Source organism: Streptomyces sp. NPDC049541 (assembly GCF_044465725.1).
Lineage (GTDB): Bacteria > Actinomycetota > Actinomycetes > Streptomycetales > Streptomycetaceae > Streptomyces.
In genome coordinates this window covers 150,657-165,048 of the sequence record NZ_JBITLY010000003.1, presented here as the reverse complement: position 1 = coordinate 165,048, position 14,392 = coordinate 150,657, and the positions used below count along the sequence as shown (strand labels likewise).

At 71.0% G+C, this 14,392-nt stretch carries 15 protein-coding genes and 1 tRNA gene; 8 read left to right on the top strand and 8 right to left on the bottom strand.

Going from position 1 to position 14,392, the window contains the following annotated elements; genetic code table 11:
- Positions 1–4 precede the first annotated feature (4 nt).
- A complete protein-coding gene (locus ACIBW9_RS13035) occupies positions 5–451 on the top strand; it encodes an ATP-binding protein (protein ID WP_398954260.1) in 447 nt (148 codons plus the stop codon).
- A 13-nt stretch (positions 452–464) separates the two neighbouring features.
- Here the strand turns inward: ACIBW9_RS13035 and ACIBW9_RS13030 are convergent, their stop codons facing one another.
- The 3 genes from ACIBW9_RS13030 to ACIBW9_RS13020 all read right to left on the bottom strand — a co-directional run bounded on the left by ACIBW9_RS13030 (position 465) and on the right by ACIBW9_RS13020 (position 4,974).
- Positions 465–1,832: a PLP-dependent aminotransferase family protein gene (locus ACIBW9_RS13030; protein WP_398954258.1), complete on the bottom strand. Its 1,368-nt coding sequence runs from the start codon at positions 1,830–1,832 to the stop codon at positions 465–467.
- Positions 1,833–1,914: 82 nt separating this feature from the next.
- The gene (locus tag ACIBW9_RS13025; RefSeq protein WP_398954255.1) at positions 1,915–3,381 is read right to left on the bottom strand and encodes an aminopeptidase P family protein; all 1,467 of its coding nucleotides are present in this window, start codon (positions 3,379–3,381) and stop codon (positions 1,915–1,917) included.
- An 81-nt stretch (positions 3,382–3,462) separates the two neighbouring features.
- On the bottom strand, positions 3,463–4,974 hold the full coding sequence (locus ACIBW9_RS13020) for a PP2C family protein-serine/threonine phosphatase (RefSeq protein WP_398955209.1): 1,512 nt from the start codon (positions 4,972–4,974) through the stop codon (positions 3,463–3,465).
- A 446-nt stretch (positions 4,975–5,420) separates the two neighbouring features.
- Between ACIBW9_RS13020 and ACIBW9_RS13015 the strand changes: the two genes are divergently transcribed.
- Positions 5,421–6,086, top strand: coding sequence for a bifunctional DNA primase/polymerase (locus ACIBW9_RS13015; protein WP_398954253.1), 666 nt, complete (start codon positions 5,421–5,423; stop codon positions 6,084–6,086).
- A 109-nt stretch (positions 6,087–6,195) separates the two neighbouring features.
- Positions 6,196–6,735, top strand: a complete 540-nt coding sequence (locus ACIBW9_RS13010) for a hypothetical protein (RefSeq protein ID WP_398954251.1) — start codon at positions 6,196–6,198, stop codon at positions 6,733–6,735.
- 244 nt (positions 6,736–6,979) lie between these two features.
- Here ACIBW9_RS13010 and ACIBW9_RS13005 read toward each other — a convergent pair whose 3' ends face one another.
- From ACIBW9_RS13005 to ACIBW9_RS12995, 3 genes are all read right to left on the bottom strand, one after another.
- The gene (locus ACIBW9_RS13005) at positions 6,980–7,945 is read right to left on the bottom strand and encodes a DUF5926 family protein (RefSeq protein WP_398954249.1); all 966 of its coding nucleotides are present in this window, start codon (positions 7,943–7,945) and stop codon (positions 6,980–6,982) included.
- Between the two features lie 91 nt (positions 7,946–8,036).
- Positions 8,037–8,684 (bottom strand): ATP-binding protein, encoded by a 648-nt coding sequence (locus tag ACIBW9_RS13000; RefSeq protein WP_398954247.1) that lies wholly within the window; start codon positions 8,682–8,684, stop codon positions 8,037–8,039.
- Between the two features lie 194 nt (positions 8,685–8,878).
- Positions 8,879–9,706, bottom strand: a complete 828-nt coding sequence (locus tag ACIBW9_RS12995) for a glycerophosphodiester phosphodiesterase (protein WP_398954245.1) — start codon at positions 9,704–9,706, stop codon at positions 8,879–8,881.
- Between the two features lie 256 nt (positions 9,707–9,962).
- Between ACIBW9_RS12995 and ACIBW9_RS12990 the strand changes: the two genes are divergently transcribed.
- From ACIBW9_RS12990 to ACIBW9_RS12975, 4 genes are all read left to right on the top strand, one after another.
- Positions 9,963–11,387 carry a S1C family serine protease gene (locus tag ACIBW9_RS12990; RefSeq protein ID WP_398954243.1) on the top strand — a complete coding sequence of 475 codons (1,425 nt, stop codon included), beginning with the start codon at positions 9,963–9,965 and terminating at the stop codon, positions 11,385–11,387.
- A gap of 111 nt (positions 11,388–11,498) precedes the next feature.
- Positions 11,499–11,585 (top strand) — tRNA-Ser (locus ACIBW9_RS12985).
- A complete protein-coding gene (locus ACIBW9_RS12980) occupies positions 11,553–11,999 on the top strand; it encodes an IS200/IS605 family accessory protein TnpB-related protein (protein WP_398955207.1) in 447 nt (148 codons plus the stop codon). The genes ACIBW9_RS12985 and ACIBW9_RS12980 overlap by 33 nt, the downstream gene beginning before the upstream one ends.
- The gene (locus ACIBW9_RS12975) at positions 11,932–12,150 is read left to right on the top strand and encodes a zinc ribbon domain-containing protein (RefSeq protein WP_398954241.1); all 219 of its coding nucleotides are present in this window, start codon (positions 11,932–11,934) and stop codon (positions 12,148–12,150) included. Before ACIBW9_RS12980 ends, ACIBW9_RS12975 begins: the two co-directional genes overlap by 68 nt.
- Before the next feature lie 118 nt (positions 12,151–12,268).
- Here the strand turns inward: ACIBW9_RS12975 and ACIBW9_RS12970 are convergent, their stop codons facing one another.
- Both ACIBW9_RS12970 and ACIBW9_RS12965 read right to left on the bottom strand, forming a co-directional pair.
- The gene (locus ACIBW9_RS12970) at positions 12,269–12,733 is read right to left on the bottom strand and encodes a hypothetical protein (RefSeq protein ID WP_398954239.1); all 465 of its coding nucleotides are present in this window, start codon (positions 12,731–12,733) and stop codon (positions 12,269–12,271) included.
- Between the two features lie 39 nt (positions 12,734–12,772).
- A complete protein-coding gene (locus tag ACIBW9_RS12965) occupies positions 12,773–13,642 on the bottom strand; it encodes a bifunctional DNA primase/polymerase (RefSeq protein ID WP_398954237.1) in 870 nt (289 codons plus the stop codon).
- A gap of 333 nt (positions 13,643–13,975) precedes the next feature.
- On the opposite strand from ACIBW9_RS12965, the gene ACIBW9_RS12960 reads away from it, so the two are divergent.
- A complete protein-coding gene (locus ACIBW9_RS12960) occupies positions 13,976–14,287 on the top strand; it encodes a hypothetical protein (protein ID WP_398954235.1) in 312 nt (103 codons plus the stop codon).
- Positions 14,288–14,392 lie beyond the last annotated feature (105 nt).

Below are 14,392 nucleotides of genomic sequence, written 5' to 3'. Positions count from 1 at the left end.
GAGCATGAGCATCTGGTGGTCACTCCACTTGCGGCGTGAAGCTGCGAGCGTTCCGCTCGCCCGACGCCTCCTGCTCGGCACGATGGAGACGGCGGGCGTCGACCCGGACGTCTCCTACGATCTCTCCGTCGCCCTCACCGAGGCCTGTGCGAACGCCGTCGAGCACGGCGGGGGCGCGGTGCACGGTGCCTCCTCGGAGGCGTACCGGGTCACCGCCTACCTCGACGGCGAGAAGTGCCGTATCGAAGTGACCGACTCGGGCCCGGGGTTCGCCTTCTCCGCGACCCCCCGCCCCGCCCGCCCCGAGGCCGAGCACGGCCGAGGCCTCGGCCTGATCAGGGAGCTGGCCGACCACGTCCACATCGGCCACAAGCCGGGGCGTACGGGCACGGTGGTGAGCTTCGACAAGATCCTCAAGTGGCGGGACGACTCACCGCTGATGGCGGTGTGAGCCCGAGGCTCCCTCAGGCCCCCTCCAGCACCTTGCCCAGGACCTCCAGCGCCTCCGGATACGCGCGCTCCCGAGGCGTCCCGTACCCGACCACGAGCCCTTGCGGCCGCCCCTCGCCGGGCGTGTGCCAGTGGTCTCCCAGGTGCCCGACGGCGAGCCCCTCGGCCTCGGCCCGCTTCAGCGCCGCTTCCTCGTCGGCGACCTCCACGAGCGCGTGCAGCCCGGCGGCGATCCCGCGCACGTCGTGCTTTCCGCCGAGCCGGTCCAGGAGCTGGTCCCTGCGTCTGCGGTATCTGAGCCGGCACGCGCGCACGTGCCGGTCGTAGGCATGGCTGTCGATGAGTTCGGCGAGGGCCAACTGGCCGATGGACTCGGTGTGGTGGTCGCTGTGCAGCTTGGCGTCGGCGACCGCGTCGACCAGGTGCGGCGGCAGCACCATCCAGCCGAGCCGCAGCGCGGGCCCGAGCGTCTTCGAGGCGGTGCCCAGGTAGACGACCCGCCCCGGCGCCATCCCCTGGAGCGCGCCCACGGGCTGCCGGTCGTAGCGGAACTCCCCGTCGTAGTCGTCCTCCACGATCAGCCCGCCACGCTCGCGTGCCCAGTCGGTGAGCGCCCGCCGCCGCTCGGGGTGCAGCGTCACACCGGTCGGGTACTGGTGCGCCGACGTGACGACGACAGCCTTGAGGTCCCCCAACTCCTGGGCGCACAGGCCCCGTTCGTCCACCGGAACCGGCACCACACGTCCCCCGTTGCGCCGCACCACCTCCCGGTGGAACGGCAGCCCCGGGTCCTCCATGGCGATCTCCGCACCGTCCAGCACCCGCGTGAGCAGCGCCAGCCCCTGCACATACCCGGAGGTGATCACGATCCGCTCCGGCGGCGCGATGACGCCCCGGGCCCGTCCCAGATAGCCCGACAGCGCGGTCCGCAGCTCGATACGGCCGCGGGGATCCCCGTAGTCGTACGCCAGCAGCGGCGCCGTCGCGATGGCCCGCCGCAGCGCCCGCAACCAGGCCGCCGCCGGAAACGCCCCGACGTCCGGACTGCCGGGCCGCAGATCGAAGCGCGGGGTACGCGCGCGTGCGGCCGCCTCCGGCGTGTCGGCGTCCAGGGAGGGCAACGAGGCGACCTGGGTGCCGGAGCCCTGCCGGGCCGTCAGATACCCCTCGGCGACCAGCTGGTCGTAGGCGGCCTTGGCGGTCCCCCGCGAGACACCGAGCTCGGTGGCGAGCCGCCGGGTGGCGGGCAGCCGCGTCCCGGGCGCGAGCCGCCCGTCCCGCACGGCGTCCCTGAGCGCCCGCTCGAGCCCGACCCGCCGCCCGTCACCGGAATCGGGCTCGAGATGCAGATCGACTCCGACGCCGGACCAGAAGTCGTCCACGACGACGCTCCCCCCCAAGGTTGGTGATTCCAGGCACGTCAATGGCCGGGCACCTCCCTGGTACCCGGCCATCCGTCTCGTATCAGCTCTTGAGCGCGGCCATCCACGCCTCGACCTCGTCGGAGCGGCGAGGCAGCCCGTCCGACAGGTTCCGGTTGCCGTCGGCCGTCACCAGGATGTCGTCCTCGATCCGGACGCCGATCCCCCGGTACTCCTCCGGCACCGTCAGGTCGTCGGCCTGGAAGTACAGACCGGGCTCGACCGTGAGCACCATCCCGGGCTCCAGCGTTCCGTCGACGTACGACTCCACGCGGGCGGCGGCGCAGTCGTGCACGTCCATGCCGAGCATGTGTCCGGTGCCGTGCAGCGTCCACCGTCGCTGCAGCCCGAGCTCCAGCACCCGCTCCACGGGCCCCTCGACGAGCCCCCACTCGACGAGCCGCTCGGCGAGCACCCGCTGTGCGGCGTCGTGGAAGTCGCGGTACTTGCCACCCGGCTGCACCGCCGCGATACCGGCTTCCTGGGCGTCGTACACGGCGTCGTAGATCTTCTTCTGGATCTCGGTGAAGCGCCCGTTGATCGGCAGGGTGCGGGTGACGTCGGCCGTGTAGTACGTGTGCGTCTCGACGCCCGCGTCCAGGAGCAGCAGGTCGCCCGAGCGCACCGGCCCGTCGTTGCGCACCCAGTGCAGCGTGCAGGCGTGCGGCCCCGCGGCGGCGATCGTGCCGTAGCCGACGTCGTTGCCCTCCACGCGTGCGCGCAGGAAGAACGTGCCCTCGATGTACCGCTCGGAGGTCGCCTCCGCCTTGTCCAGAACGCGTACGACGTCCTCGAAGCCGCGGACCGTCGAGTCGACGGCCTTCTGCAGCTCGCCGATCTCGAACTCGTCCTTGACCAGCCGCGCCTCGGAGAGGAAGACCCGCAGCTCCTCGTCGCGCTCGGCGGTGACCTTGTCGGTCAGCGCGGCCTCGATCCCGGCGTCGTAGCCGCGCACGACGCGCACCGGACCGGTGGCCTCGCGCAGCGCGTCGGCCAGTTCGCGCACGTCGGAGGCGGGGATGCCGTACAGCTTCGCCGCCTCGGTGAGGGAGTGCCGGCGGCCGACCCACAGCTCGCCCTGGCCGGAGAGCCAGAACTCGCCGTTCTCCCGGTCGGAGCGCGGCAGGAGGTAGATCGTCTCCTGGTGACCGTCCGCGGTCGGCTCCAGGACCAGGACGCCGTCCTCGGTCTGGTTGCCGGTGAGGTACGCGTACTCGACGGACGCCCGGAAGGGGTACTCCGTGTCGTTCGAACGGGTCTTCAGGTTGCCCGCGGGGATCACCAGACGCTCGCCCGGGAAACGCGCCGACAGCGCGGCGCGCCGCGCGGCGGTCTCGGCGGCCTGGGCGATCGGCTCCAGGTCGTGCAGCTCCGTGTCGGCCCAGCCGGACTTCATGCTCTCGGCCAGCTCGTCGGACACGCCCGGGTACAGGCCGTTCTTCCGCTGCTTGATCGGCTCTTCGGACTCATCTTCCGGGGTCGCCGGCGTGAGCTCGTCTGCCACGGTCATCCTCCTCGATACGGCACTGGACCCCTTCCATCGTACGGTCGTACGGAAGGGGGCCCAGGCCCTGAAGACCCTTACCGGCCGCTACTCGAAGCGAGCCGCCAGCAGCACCACGTCCTCGTCACTCTCCGCCGCGTCCAGCCCGTCCGGCAGGACCGTCCGCAGTACGTGGTCGACGATCGCGTCCGGGTCGTGCCGCAGCGCCCTCGGGACACCGGCCGCCGCCGCGTGCAGCCGGGTGAAGGCGCGGTCGGTGGGGTCGCCGGTGCGGTGCAGCAGACCGTCGGTGTAGAGCAGCACCGTCTCGCCGCGCTCCGCCTGGAACTCCATGCTCGGCGCCTCCCAGCAGGCGAGCATGCCGAGCGGCGCGGACACCGACGTCTCCACGAACTCCGTGCGCCGCTCGCCGACCAGCAGCGGCGGGCAGTGCCCGGCCCCGGCCAGCGTGATCTTGCGCAGGGAGGGCTCGCAGTAGGCGAACAGGGCGGTCGCGGAGCGGGCGGGCTCGGTGAGGCGGAGCAGCAGCTCCAGGTCGGACAGGACCGCCACCGGGTCCTCGCCCTCCATCACGGCGTACGCGCGCAGGGACGCCCGCAGCCGCCCCATCGCGGCGACCGCGCTCGGCCCGGAACCGGTGACCGAGCCGACCGCGAGACCCAGGGCGGCGTCGGGCAGCGGCAGTGCGTCGAACCAGTCGCCGCCGCCGCGCGGACTGGTGCGGTGGCGCGCGGCGAGCTGGACGCCCGCCACCCGGGGGAGCCGGGACGGCAGCAGCTCCTCGGCCATCGTCGTCATGCATGCGCGCGTGCGTTCCACCTCCACCAGCCGGGCCAGGTGCTCCCCGGCGTAGCGGGCGTAGAGCCCGACGAGGTGGCGCTGGCGCTCGAGCGGTTCGGCGGGCTCGTCGTAGAGCCACACGGCGGCGCCGAGACGGCCCGAGCGCTCGCCGGCCAGCGGGAGTGCGTAGCAGGCGGCATAGCCGAGACGGGCGGCCACCTCGCGATGCCGGGGGTCGAGCCCGTCCTCGGCGAAGAGGTCCGGCTGGGCGATCTCGCCGTCCCCGCCCGGCAGTCCCTCGAGGATGCGGCCGTACGACATGGCACTGCGCGGCACCGTCTCGATGTGGCCGAGGTCGGCGCGGGCGAGGCCGAGGCCGATGGTGGTGTCCGGTCCGAGGCCGTCGACCGGTTCCAGAACGACAAGACCGCGCCGGGCGCCGACGAGGGCGGCTCCGGCGCGCAGCACTTCCGTCAGGGCGTCCGCGAGCGAGTCCGTGCGGTTCAGTCGTTCGGTGAGTTCATGGAGGGTCGTGAGGTCCGAGACCCAGCCGGCCAGCCGGTCGGTGAGCAGCGCCCCCGGCGGGTTGGGCGGTGGGACCGGAGGGGTACCCGGGGCTGCGGGCGCGGGCGCGACAGTGTGTGCGGGCGACGGAACCGTTGAATCGATTCCAGCCACTTTCGGAGGGTGAGGGGCGTTCATGGCGTCCGGCTTCCGGACCGGTGCGTATTGCGCAAAAGCATCGCAAACCCCCATGTCATTCTGCGCCGCTAGCGGTGTCTCCACATGTACACGCACTCGTAAGGGGATGTCCAGCATTGTCCTGCTGGGATTCCTGGTGTCCATGGGCACCGAGTGATCCCCTTGTCTAAAAGCAAATTTGGCTTAAAACTGACTCGGGTAACGGGGTATTGCGGTCGACTGGGCTTGCTCGACGGAGCGTCACAGCGGTCGTGATGGGTACGTACTCGGAGAAGGCCAGGGGTGGTGGAGCGCCATCCGGAACCTGGCGACCGACTCCGGGCGTCTTAGCCACCGACGACCGAGCCCCATCCTCCCGTGGCGGAGGCGAAGAGAAATACGCGGGACGGCAAAACGCCAGACTTCGCCACCCCACGCCACGTCCAACGTTCGGCCCATAGGGGTTCCCCTTGCCTGGGGCAGGGGTGTGATGCGCCAACAGGTACGCACAGTGAAGTGATCGACACATGGTGTGATGTGGCCCACGGTGTTGCCAGCGGTGCAACGGAAAGGAACGAGCGCTCATGCGCGAGATCCTCGGAAGGCGACGCAGGCTCCTGTCCAAGCGCAGCGACGGAAGGCCTGAGTTGATCAGCGCGGCCCTGACCTTCGCGACGGAATGGCAGTGGCCCGTACTCCCGGGTGTGGCGGCGGACCCGCAGGCGCGTTCCCGCTGCGGCTGCCCCGACGCGGAGTGCACGGTGCCCGGCGCGCATCCCTTCGACCCCGGGCTGCTCGCGGCCACCACCGACGCCCGCATGGTGCGCTGGTGGTGGAGCAACCGGCCGGCCGCACCCGTCATCCTCGCCACCGGCGGCAAGGCCCCCTGCGCGGTGAGCATGCCGGCCCTCGCCGCCTCGCAGGCACTGACCGCACTGGACCGCACGGGCATGCGCCTCGGCCCGGTCGTCGCCTCGCCGAGCCGCTGGGCGATCCTGGTGAAGCCGTACGGCATGGAGCAGCTGGGCGAGCTCCTCTACGCCAAGGACTTCGTCCCCGGCTCCCTCCGCTTCCACGGCGAGGGCGGCTATGTGGCCCTGCCCCCGTCCGAGACCGGCGAGGGCGAGATCCGCTGGGAGCGCGCGCCGCTGCCCGGCTCCGCCTCCCCCTGGGTCCCCGACGTCGAGGCCGTGGTGGACGCGGCCGTCGAGGCCCTCACTCGTACGGGTGTGAGCGCGCCCGAGTTGTAGGGGTGTCCGGCGCGCGCGGGACGGCACGCGCCCGCGTGCTCGTTATCTTCCGCACATGCTGCATGATCCTGGGGGACACCCCCCAGACCCCCGAATCCGTCTGCTCGCCATGGCGGGCGTAGTGGTGTGCGCAGTCGTGCTGCCGCTGGCCGTGGCATCCGCGGGACCGGCGGGCGACGAGGGGCACACCGTCGTGCGTGCCCCCGCGCGCGCGTCCGTACGTGCCTCCCCGCGTCCCCAGGACGCCAAGGCGCCCTCCGCCGCCTCCGCCCCTTCTCCCCTGCTGCTCGATCTCGGTCTGGACACGGCCGTCCGCTGCGGCCCCGAACTCACCTCCCCCGAAGGCGTCGAGGCACAGACCTGTGTGCTCACCCAGGGCGAGGACACCTGGGCGCGCACCTACTACCGCAATGTGACCGGCAAGGCCCTGGACTCCGCACTGAGCCTGATGGGACCCGGGGGCCGCACCGTGCAGCTGAGCTGTGCCGTGGGCGCCGAGGACGAGCCGGGGATGTGCGAGACACCCCGGCAGCACACCCGGGGCGCGCTGGACGCCTACACGGCGGTCGCGGAGTTCGCGGGGCGGGCAGGGCACGGTCCGCTGCTGCTGCGCTCGGGGAGCAACTCCGGGAAAACCACCGGAAGTTGACGGGCGACGGCATTCCGTAAGGGAACCGCGCGCATGAAAAGACCCGGTTGCTGGCGACGGGGGATGCACCAGCAACCGGGCTACTGGAACGGTAACAAGAGATCCGCGGTTCGCAAATTCGATCCGGGCTTTCCAGTCACGTATGTGCTTGTTCCCAGCGGGACTTGTGAGCGGACTCACCGGTTCCGAAAGACCGGGTCCGGCTGACCGGCCGTTCAGCCGGACCCGGTCTCGTCACTCTTCGTCAACTCAGCGTGACCTGGCGGTTGGTGAGGCCGCCGCGGGCGCGGCGCTCGTCGGCCGTCAGCGGAACGTCCGAGGCGAGGGCCGTCGCGAGGCGCTCGGCGAACTCGGCCGCCGGCTTCTCGACGTCGTCCGCGCCGACCCCGCTCGGCAGGTCCCAGACCGGGACGGTGAGCCCGTGAGCGCGGAAGGAACCCACGAGGCGGGTGCCTTCACCCAGGTTCGCCCGGCCCGCCGCGTGCAGCCGTGCGAGGGCGTCCAGAAGCTGCTCCTCCGGGTACGGCATGACCCAGCGCAGGTGGTTCTTGTCCGGCGTCTCGCACCAGTACGCGGCGTCCACCCCGGTGAGCTTCGCGGTCGGGATGGCCGCGGCGTTGGCCCGCTCCAGAGAGGCGGCCACCTCCGGCGTGGCGTTCTCCGAGTCCGGGACCCAGAACTCGAAGCCGCTGTGCACAACTGGCTCGAACACGCCTTCGGGGTCGAGCAGATCCTGCAGCCGCGGACCGTCGGCCGGGGCGCGCCGGCCCTCGATCGGTGTGCCGGGCTGTGCGGTCAGCGCGCGCTGGAGGGTGTCGGCGAGGTCGCGGCTGATGTCGCCGGACGCCGTGTCGTTCTGCAGGCCCAGCAGCACCGAGCCGTCGTCGCGGCGCAGGGCCGGCCAGGCCATCGGCAGCACCGTCGCCAGCGTGAGGGACGGGACGCCCTCGGGCAGGCCGCCCTTCAGGGGCAGCTCCACCGTGGCGGCGGGCACCAGCTCACGCAGCGCCACCCAGTCGCACTCGCCCGGCAACCCCTCGAAGGGACGGTGCACCAGCTCGGTCACGGCGTGGGCGGCGGCCCGTCCGTGACAGGCCTTGTAGCGGCGGCCACTGCCACACGGGCAGGGTTCGCGCGCGCCGACGACCGGGACCTCACCCTCCGTGATCTGCGGGCGCTTGGCCTTCGTCTGGGGTCGCTTCTTGGCCATCGTGGGTGTCTCCCGGTTACGGCTCGTCTGGTACGGCGGGAGCCTAGCCGTTCACGCCGTGCGCCACGGGGACCTGTGGACAGCCAGGTGTTCAGTCCAGGTCGTCGAACGCGTCCGCGAAGTCCAGGCCCGGCATCGCCGGGATCCTCGACACCGTCGGTGCGGTGACGCGCGTAGCGAAGTCGTCGCGCCGCAGCCGGGCATCCGGATCGTGGACGTCCCCGTGCACGACGACCCACACGGTGACCTCGCCCCGGGCGTCGTCCCGTACGCCCCAGTCGTCGGCCAGCGCGGTGATGATGTTCAGCCCGCGGCCGCCGTGCGCGGTGACCGAGGGCGTGGCCGGAGCCGGGCGGGTGGGCCCGCCACCGTCCGTCACCTCCACCGTGAGCCGGCCGCTCAGGTCCACCCGCCATGCGGCCCGGACGTCGCCGTCCCCGGCCAGGGCGTCACCCAGGGGCCGGCCGTGCTTGCACGCATTGCTCAAGAGTTCGGAAAGAATGAGTACGGCATCGTCGATCACGGCGTCCGGCACGCCGCCCGAGCGCAATTGCTCGCGCATACGGTGTCGCGCCTTCCCCACGCCCGCAGGGCCATGGGGTACGGCCATGCTCGACGACGTGGGCACCTCCTGTGCCACCACCAACGCCACCCCCGAGACCTCCTTTGCCCCACGCCACGGTGTGGATGCCCCATTGGCCTGTACCGGAAACCGGCCGATCCACGTGCAGTGACGCATTCGCAACGATCGAATACGGAGCGAATGCGCCGGGGCACTCCCTGTAGCCGTGTGGCTGGATTTCGACTGTGGCCGAGTCTGGAGGATGGTGCCCGAGTGGCTGATGGGTCAAGGGTTCTTCACAGGTCTTTACCAGTGACGAACGGTGACGAACCGTAGTAACGGACCGTGGTGCCAAGCGGCGGGAGCGCCGCTCAGCGGCCGAGCTGACGCAGAACCGCACGTGGGCGGTTGGTGATGATGGCGTCGATGCCCAGCTCGACACAGAGATCCACGTCCTGGGGCTCGTTCACCGTCCACACGTGCACCTGATGGCCGGCCGCCTTCAGGCGCTCGATGTACGCCGGGTGATTGCGCACGATCCGGATCGAGGGGCCCGCGATCCGGACACCCGCCGGAAGCCGTCCGTCGCGCAGCCGGGGCGAGACGAACTGCAGCAGATAGACCGTCGGCAGGGTCGGCGAGGCGGCACGCACGCGATGCAGCGAGCGGGCAGAGAAGCTCATCACGCGCACGGGCGACTCGGCGGCCGAGGCGGGGGCGTCAAGACCGAACCGTTTCAGCAGCACCAGCAGGCGCTCCTCCACCTGCCCCGCCCAGCGTGTCGGGTGCTTGGTCTCGATCGCCAGCTCCACCCGCCGCCCCGCGTCGGCGACCAGCTCCAGCAGCCGCTCCAGGGTCAGTACGGAGGTGTCCTCCCGGTCCTCGGGCCGGAACTCCCAGTCGGGCTCCTCGTCGCGTGTGCGCCACAGCTCCCGCGTCTTGCGCGAGCCGAAGTCCAGGGCGGCGAGCTCCGCGAGCTCCAGCGCCGAGACCGCGCCCCGGCCGTTGGACGTGCGGTTGACGCGGCGGTCGTGGACGCACACGAGATGGCCGTCCGCGGTCAGGCGCACATCGCACTCGAGGGCGTCCGCACCGTCCTCGATCGCCTTCTTGTATGCGGCCAGGGTGTGCTCGGGGGCCTCCTCGGAGGCTCCGCGGTGGGCGACGACTTGAATCCGGTGTCGGCGTGCGTGGGTCACCGCGTCATGGTGCCACCGCAGAGGGGTAGTCGTGCGATCGGAGGAGCATAGATTGCGCCCCTTTTGCCTGTCATGGCCTATATAAAGAATGGCCCCGGACCCACAGGCACCGCTTATGGTGCCCTGACGGCTCATGGGAAAAGCTGACGGCATACAAAAGAACATGCACAGCTGCATCGCGCCGGGCCGTCGAGAACGTGAACGAGCGTGACCGAGTGCGACCGAGAACAACAGCCGTGGACCGAGGAGAGAAGCTGTGAGCACCGAGAACGAGGGCACCGCGGTACCCCCGGCCCCGTCCGCACCCCCCGTGCCGGTGGACGCTCCCGCTCCCTCGGCACCCGCCGCCCCCGAGGGAAGCGACCACACGGCACCGCTTCCGCCCGTACCTCCGAGCGCCCCCGGCGCTCAGGAGCACACGCAGCAGCAGCAGGCGCCCACGGGCTCGGCCCCGGACGCCTCCTGGCCGCCCCCGGCCATGCCCTCGTACGCCGACGGCGGCGCCGGCGGCGCGGGCTCCGGCTGGGGCTCCTCGTACCAGCAGCAGCCCGCACCGAAGTCCGGCCGCGGCGGTCTCGTGGCCGCGATCCTGGTGGCCGCGCTGGTCGCCGGCGGCCTGGGCGGCGGCCTCGGTTACACGCTGGCCAAGAACAACGACGACAACACCGGCTCCACCACGGTCTCCGCCTCCACCAGCGGCGGCGCCGTCAAGCGGGACGCGGGCACGGTCGCGGGCGTGGCCGCCAGGGCGCTGCCGAGCACGGTCACCATCGAGGCCGAGTCCACCAGCGGCGAGGGCGGCACCGGCACCGGCTTCGTCTTCGACACCCAGGGCCACATCGTCACCAACAACCACGTCGTCGCGGACGCGGTCGACGGCGGCAAGCTCACGGCGACCTTCCCGAACGGCAAGAAGTACGACGCCGAGGTCGTCGGCCACGCGCAGGGCTACGACGTGGCGGTCATCAAGCTCAAGAACGCCCCCTCGGACCTCAAGCCCCTGCCCCTGGGTGACTCCGACAAGGTGGCCGTGGGCGACGAGACGATCGCGATCGGCGCCCCCTTCGGCCTGTCCAACACGGTCACGACGGGCATCATCAGCGCGAAGAACCGCCCGGTGGCCTCCAGCGACGGCTCCGGCAGCAGCAGTGCCTCGTACATGAGCGCCCTGCAGACCGACGCCTCGATAAACCCGGGCAACTCCGGCGGCCCGCTGCTCGATGCGGCGGGCAACGTCATAGGCATCAACTCCGCGATCCAGTCCACCGGCAGCGGCGGCCTCGGCGGCTCCAGCCAGTCCGGCTCGATCGGCCTGGGCTTCGCCATCCCGATCAACCAGGCCAAGTACGTCGCCCAGCAGCTGATCAAGACCGGCAAGCCGGTCTACGCGAAGATCGGTGCGTCCGTCTCCCTGGCGGACTCCTCCAGCGGCGCGAAGATCACCGAGCAGGGCGCCGGCGGCTCCGCGGCGGTCGAGTCCGGCGGCCCCGCCGACAAGGCGGGCCTCAAGCCCGGTGACGTGATCACCAAGCTCGACGACCGCGTCATCGACTCCGGCCCCACCCTGATCGGCGAGATCTGGACGCACAAGCCCGGCGACCAGGTCACGATCACCTACGAACGCGACGGCAAGTCCCACACGGTCCAGCTCACCCTGGGGGCACGGCAGGGCGACAGCTGACACCAGCTACCCACGCGCGCGAATCTCCCTGGTTCAGCAACATCTGACGGACGCGTGAGCGTGCCAACCCGTTACTCTTGTCCCCGCGCCGCTGATCTCCGAGCGGCGCGGGGAGGCGTGCCCGAGCGGCCTAAGGGAACGGTCTTGAAAACCGTCGTGGCAGCGATGTCACCGTGGGTTCAAATCCCACCGCCTCCGCAGAGCGCACAAGAACCGAAGAGGGCTGGGGCGCCGGAACGATTCCGGCGCCCCAGCTGCAAGCTGCGCTCCAAGCTCCAGCAGAAGGGCACCAAGTCCGCCAAGCGGCGGGCGAAGAAGCACGCGGGTAAGGAAGCACGCCAGGCCCGCGACACAAACCACAAGATCGCACAGCGCATCGTGGCGGAGGCTCAACGCACCGGTAGCGGAATGGCCCTGGAAGATCTGACGGGCATCCGCGACCGGGCACGGCTCAAGAAGCCCCAACGCGTCACACTGCACTGCTGGGCGTTCCGTCAGCTCGGCGAGTTCATCGCGTACAAGGCCAAGCGGGCCAGGAGTTCCAGTGGTGGACGTCGACCCGGCGTACACCAGCCAAGAATGCTCGCAATGCCATCACATCGATCGACGTAGCCGGCCGTCTCAGGCCGTGTTCGTCTGCAGGCTATGCGGCTTCGTTGAGCACGCAGACCTGAACGCGTCCCGCAACATCGGTCGAGGTGGCTGGTGGACGTGGGTTCGCGGGGCCCAGTCGGCGGCCTCTGCGCTCACCTTGACTGCGTGAGCGCTGGACGCGGTCGGCCTCGAAGCCATCGGTGGTCTGAGCCGCAAGCCCGGGACTCGAAGTCTTGGCCGGTCGACATCCCACACCCACCCCAAGAGCGATCTGTGGCCCCACGGTCCTACAACTCGCAATCCCGCGCCAACCCCTCCCAGTCCACCTCCCGCAACGCCCCCTCCGCATCGCACTCGCACGGCACCCGTGTCGTCGGCTGGAACCAGACGACCGTCAGCCCCGAGCGGTACTGAAGCGGATCGTGGTTCGGGTCCAGCGCCGAGGACCGGAACGAGCCGACGCAGGCGACGGACGGCAGGATCTCGACCGGGCCGAAGGCGCCCGGATACTGGTCCGGGTAGACGCGCGGGGGCGGGACGAGGTGGACCGGGGCGGGGGACATGCGTGCGGCGGTGCTGAGCAGGCCCTCGATCACCCTGTCGTTGACCGGCTTGCAGGGGTAGCCCGGCCAGTCCTCGGGCACGCCTCCGTATGTCGACGACAGCCGCAGCGTTGCGAGGTCGACCGGGCGGCCGGAGAAGAGGACCACGCGGGCCAGCGACATGGTCCGCGCTCTGGTGCGGTGGTGCATGGACGTCCTCTGCTCAGGTGCTCCAGGTTGCGTCCGGCCTTATGGCCGGTGCCCAGTCATCCGCGCAGCCGACGCGATCGTCGCCCGTGCCTCGCGTTCCGACAGACCGGTGTTGAGTGCCGCGTCCAGTAAGGGGGCGACCAGGGCCGGCCCGATGCCGTTCTCGTATGCGCGGCAGGCGGCCCAGAACAGGCGGGTGTTGCGCTGTCCCTCGTGCGCGGCGAGGACGAACTGCACGAGGCCCTGGCCGTGGTCGCCGGCCGAGGGGTGCGTCGAGGGGTGGACCGGGCGCGGCGGCGGCAGCAGCAGACGCAGGAGGGCCGGCGGGCAGGCGGCGGGCGCGAGATGGGCGGTGCCGGGTGCCGCCGTGTAGACGCCGTGGTCGGTGCGGGAGCCGGGGCCGACGAGGTAGCCGCCTGCGCCGCGGATGTCGATGCCGGGGGCGAGCCGGCCGGCGGAGTTGGGGACGGCGGCGTCGGGCGGGCCGCTCAGCCAGAGGTGGCGGCCGCCGCTGGGGGTGAGGACGACGACCGTCTCGGGGATCGTGAAGAGGTGGCGCAGGGCGAGTTCGCGCAGGGCCGCCGAGGAGTCCGTACCGGATTTGGTGTCGAGGTCGACGCCGATCAGATGGTGGGGCGGAAGACCGCAGGCGATGCCGTAGCCGGTCGCCCAGGGGGCCGCGGCGAACAGTTCGCGGATGCGTGCCGGGTCGGTCGAGGCGTCGTACACCCCGTGTCCGAGACGGCCGCACTCGCCGTGGCAGGGCTGCGAGCCGGGATCGTCGCGGTGGGGGGAGCGCAGGGCCGGGAGTTTCGTCCGGGACAGGGGAATCACGGCCAGTCCGCGCTCGGCGGCTGACAGGGCGTGTGCGAGGGCCAGCGTCGTGGCCTGCCGGTCGGTGGTGGCCATGGCTCCATGTTCGTACACGCGTTCGAAAAAGGGAAGGGGGGTCGGGCTCGACGCGCCCGGGTGCGGAGGTTGTCCGGAAAGGTGGCCGGACCGCTGCGCTCCTTGCGGCGCTTGGGATGGAGATGCCTGGACTGTCCTGACCTGGGCGTTGAAAGTGGAGATAGGGGTTTATCGATATGTCGTAGCACTTGAGGAGGAATCGTGCGTTCCGGTGTGGTTCGTCGGAGATTCGATGGGCAACTCTGATCTTGCGACGTCGTGCACAGCGCCGGGGCGGTCGGCCAACTGCCTTGGTGACAGCCGTACTTCACGTTGGTGTTCTGGAGGAACAACATGGCAAGCATCCGTACCGCCCGCGTCATCGCCGCCGTCTCCGCCCTTCCGCTGGCCGCCGCACTCTTCGCCGGCGTCGCGACGGCGGACAACGGTGCCGTCGCGGACAACGGATCGAACGCGGGTGTCGCAAGCGTCGTCGGCAGCGGTGTCGGAGACGACAACTACGGCAACTCCTCGACCACGCAGCAGAACGCGGTGGGCTCCGGCGCCTCGAACCAGAGCAACACCGCCCAGGTCAAGGGCTCCGCGTTCACGGCCGTCAACCAGGGGAACAGGAACGTGGCCATCAACTTCACCGAACTGTGGTGAGCCGACTCCCCTGACCTGCAAGGTCAGGGATGCGCTGGGGTGCAAGGGCGTCTGCGCGGCGGTACTTCGGTGCCGCCGCGCAGGCGTTTTCGCGTCCGGGCCGGC

Bases quoted from the DNA above. Each gene is read 5' to 3' on its own strand.
- ACIBW9_RS13035 (WP_398954260.1), top strand. From the start codon at position 5: ATGAGCATCTGGTGGTCACTCCACTTGCGGCGTGAAGCTGCGAGCGTT.
- ACIBW9_RS13025 (WP_398954255.1), bottom strand. From the start codon at position 3,381: ATGACCGTGGCAGACGAGCTCACGCCGGCGACCCCGGAAGATGAGTCC.
- ACIBW9_RS13020 (WP_398955209.1), bottom strand. From the start codon at position 4,974: ATGCTGGACATCCCCTTACGAGTGCGTGTACATGTGGAGACACCGCTA.
- ACIBW9_RS13015 (WP_398954253.1), top strand. From the start codon at position 5,421: ATGCGCGAGATCCTCGGAAGGCGACGCAGGCTCCTGTCCAAGCGCAGC.
- ACIBW9_RS13010 (WP_398954251.1), top strand. From the start codon at position 6,196: ATGGCGGGCGTAGTGGTGTGCGCAGTCGTGCTGCCGCTGGCCGTGGCA.
- ACIBW9_RS13005 (WP_398954249.1), bottom strand. From the start codon at position 7,945: ATGGCCAAGAAGCGACCCCAGACGAAGGCCAAGCGCCCGCAGATCACG.
- ACIBW9_RS13000 (WP_398954247.1), bottom strand. From the start codon at position 8,684: ATGCGTCACTGCACGTGGATCGGCCGGTTTCCGGTACAGGCCAATGGG.
- ACIBW9_RS12980 (WP_398955207.1), top strand. From the start codon at position 11,553: ATGTCACCGTGGGTTCAAATCCCACCGCCTCCGCAGAGCGCACAAGAA.
- ACIBW9_RS12970 (WP_398954239.1), bottom strand. From the start codon at position 12,733: ATGCACCACCGCACCAGAGCGCGGACCATGTCGCTGGCCCGCGTGGTC.
- ACIBW9_RS12965 (WP_398954237.1), bottom strand. From the start codon at position 13,642: ATGGCCACCACCGACCGGCAGGCCACGACGCTGGCCCTCGCACACGCC.
- ACIBW9_RS12960 (WP_398954235.1), top strand. From the start codon at position 13,976: ATGGCAAGCATCCGTACCGCCCGCGTCATCGCCGCCGTCTCCGCCCTT.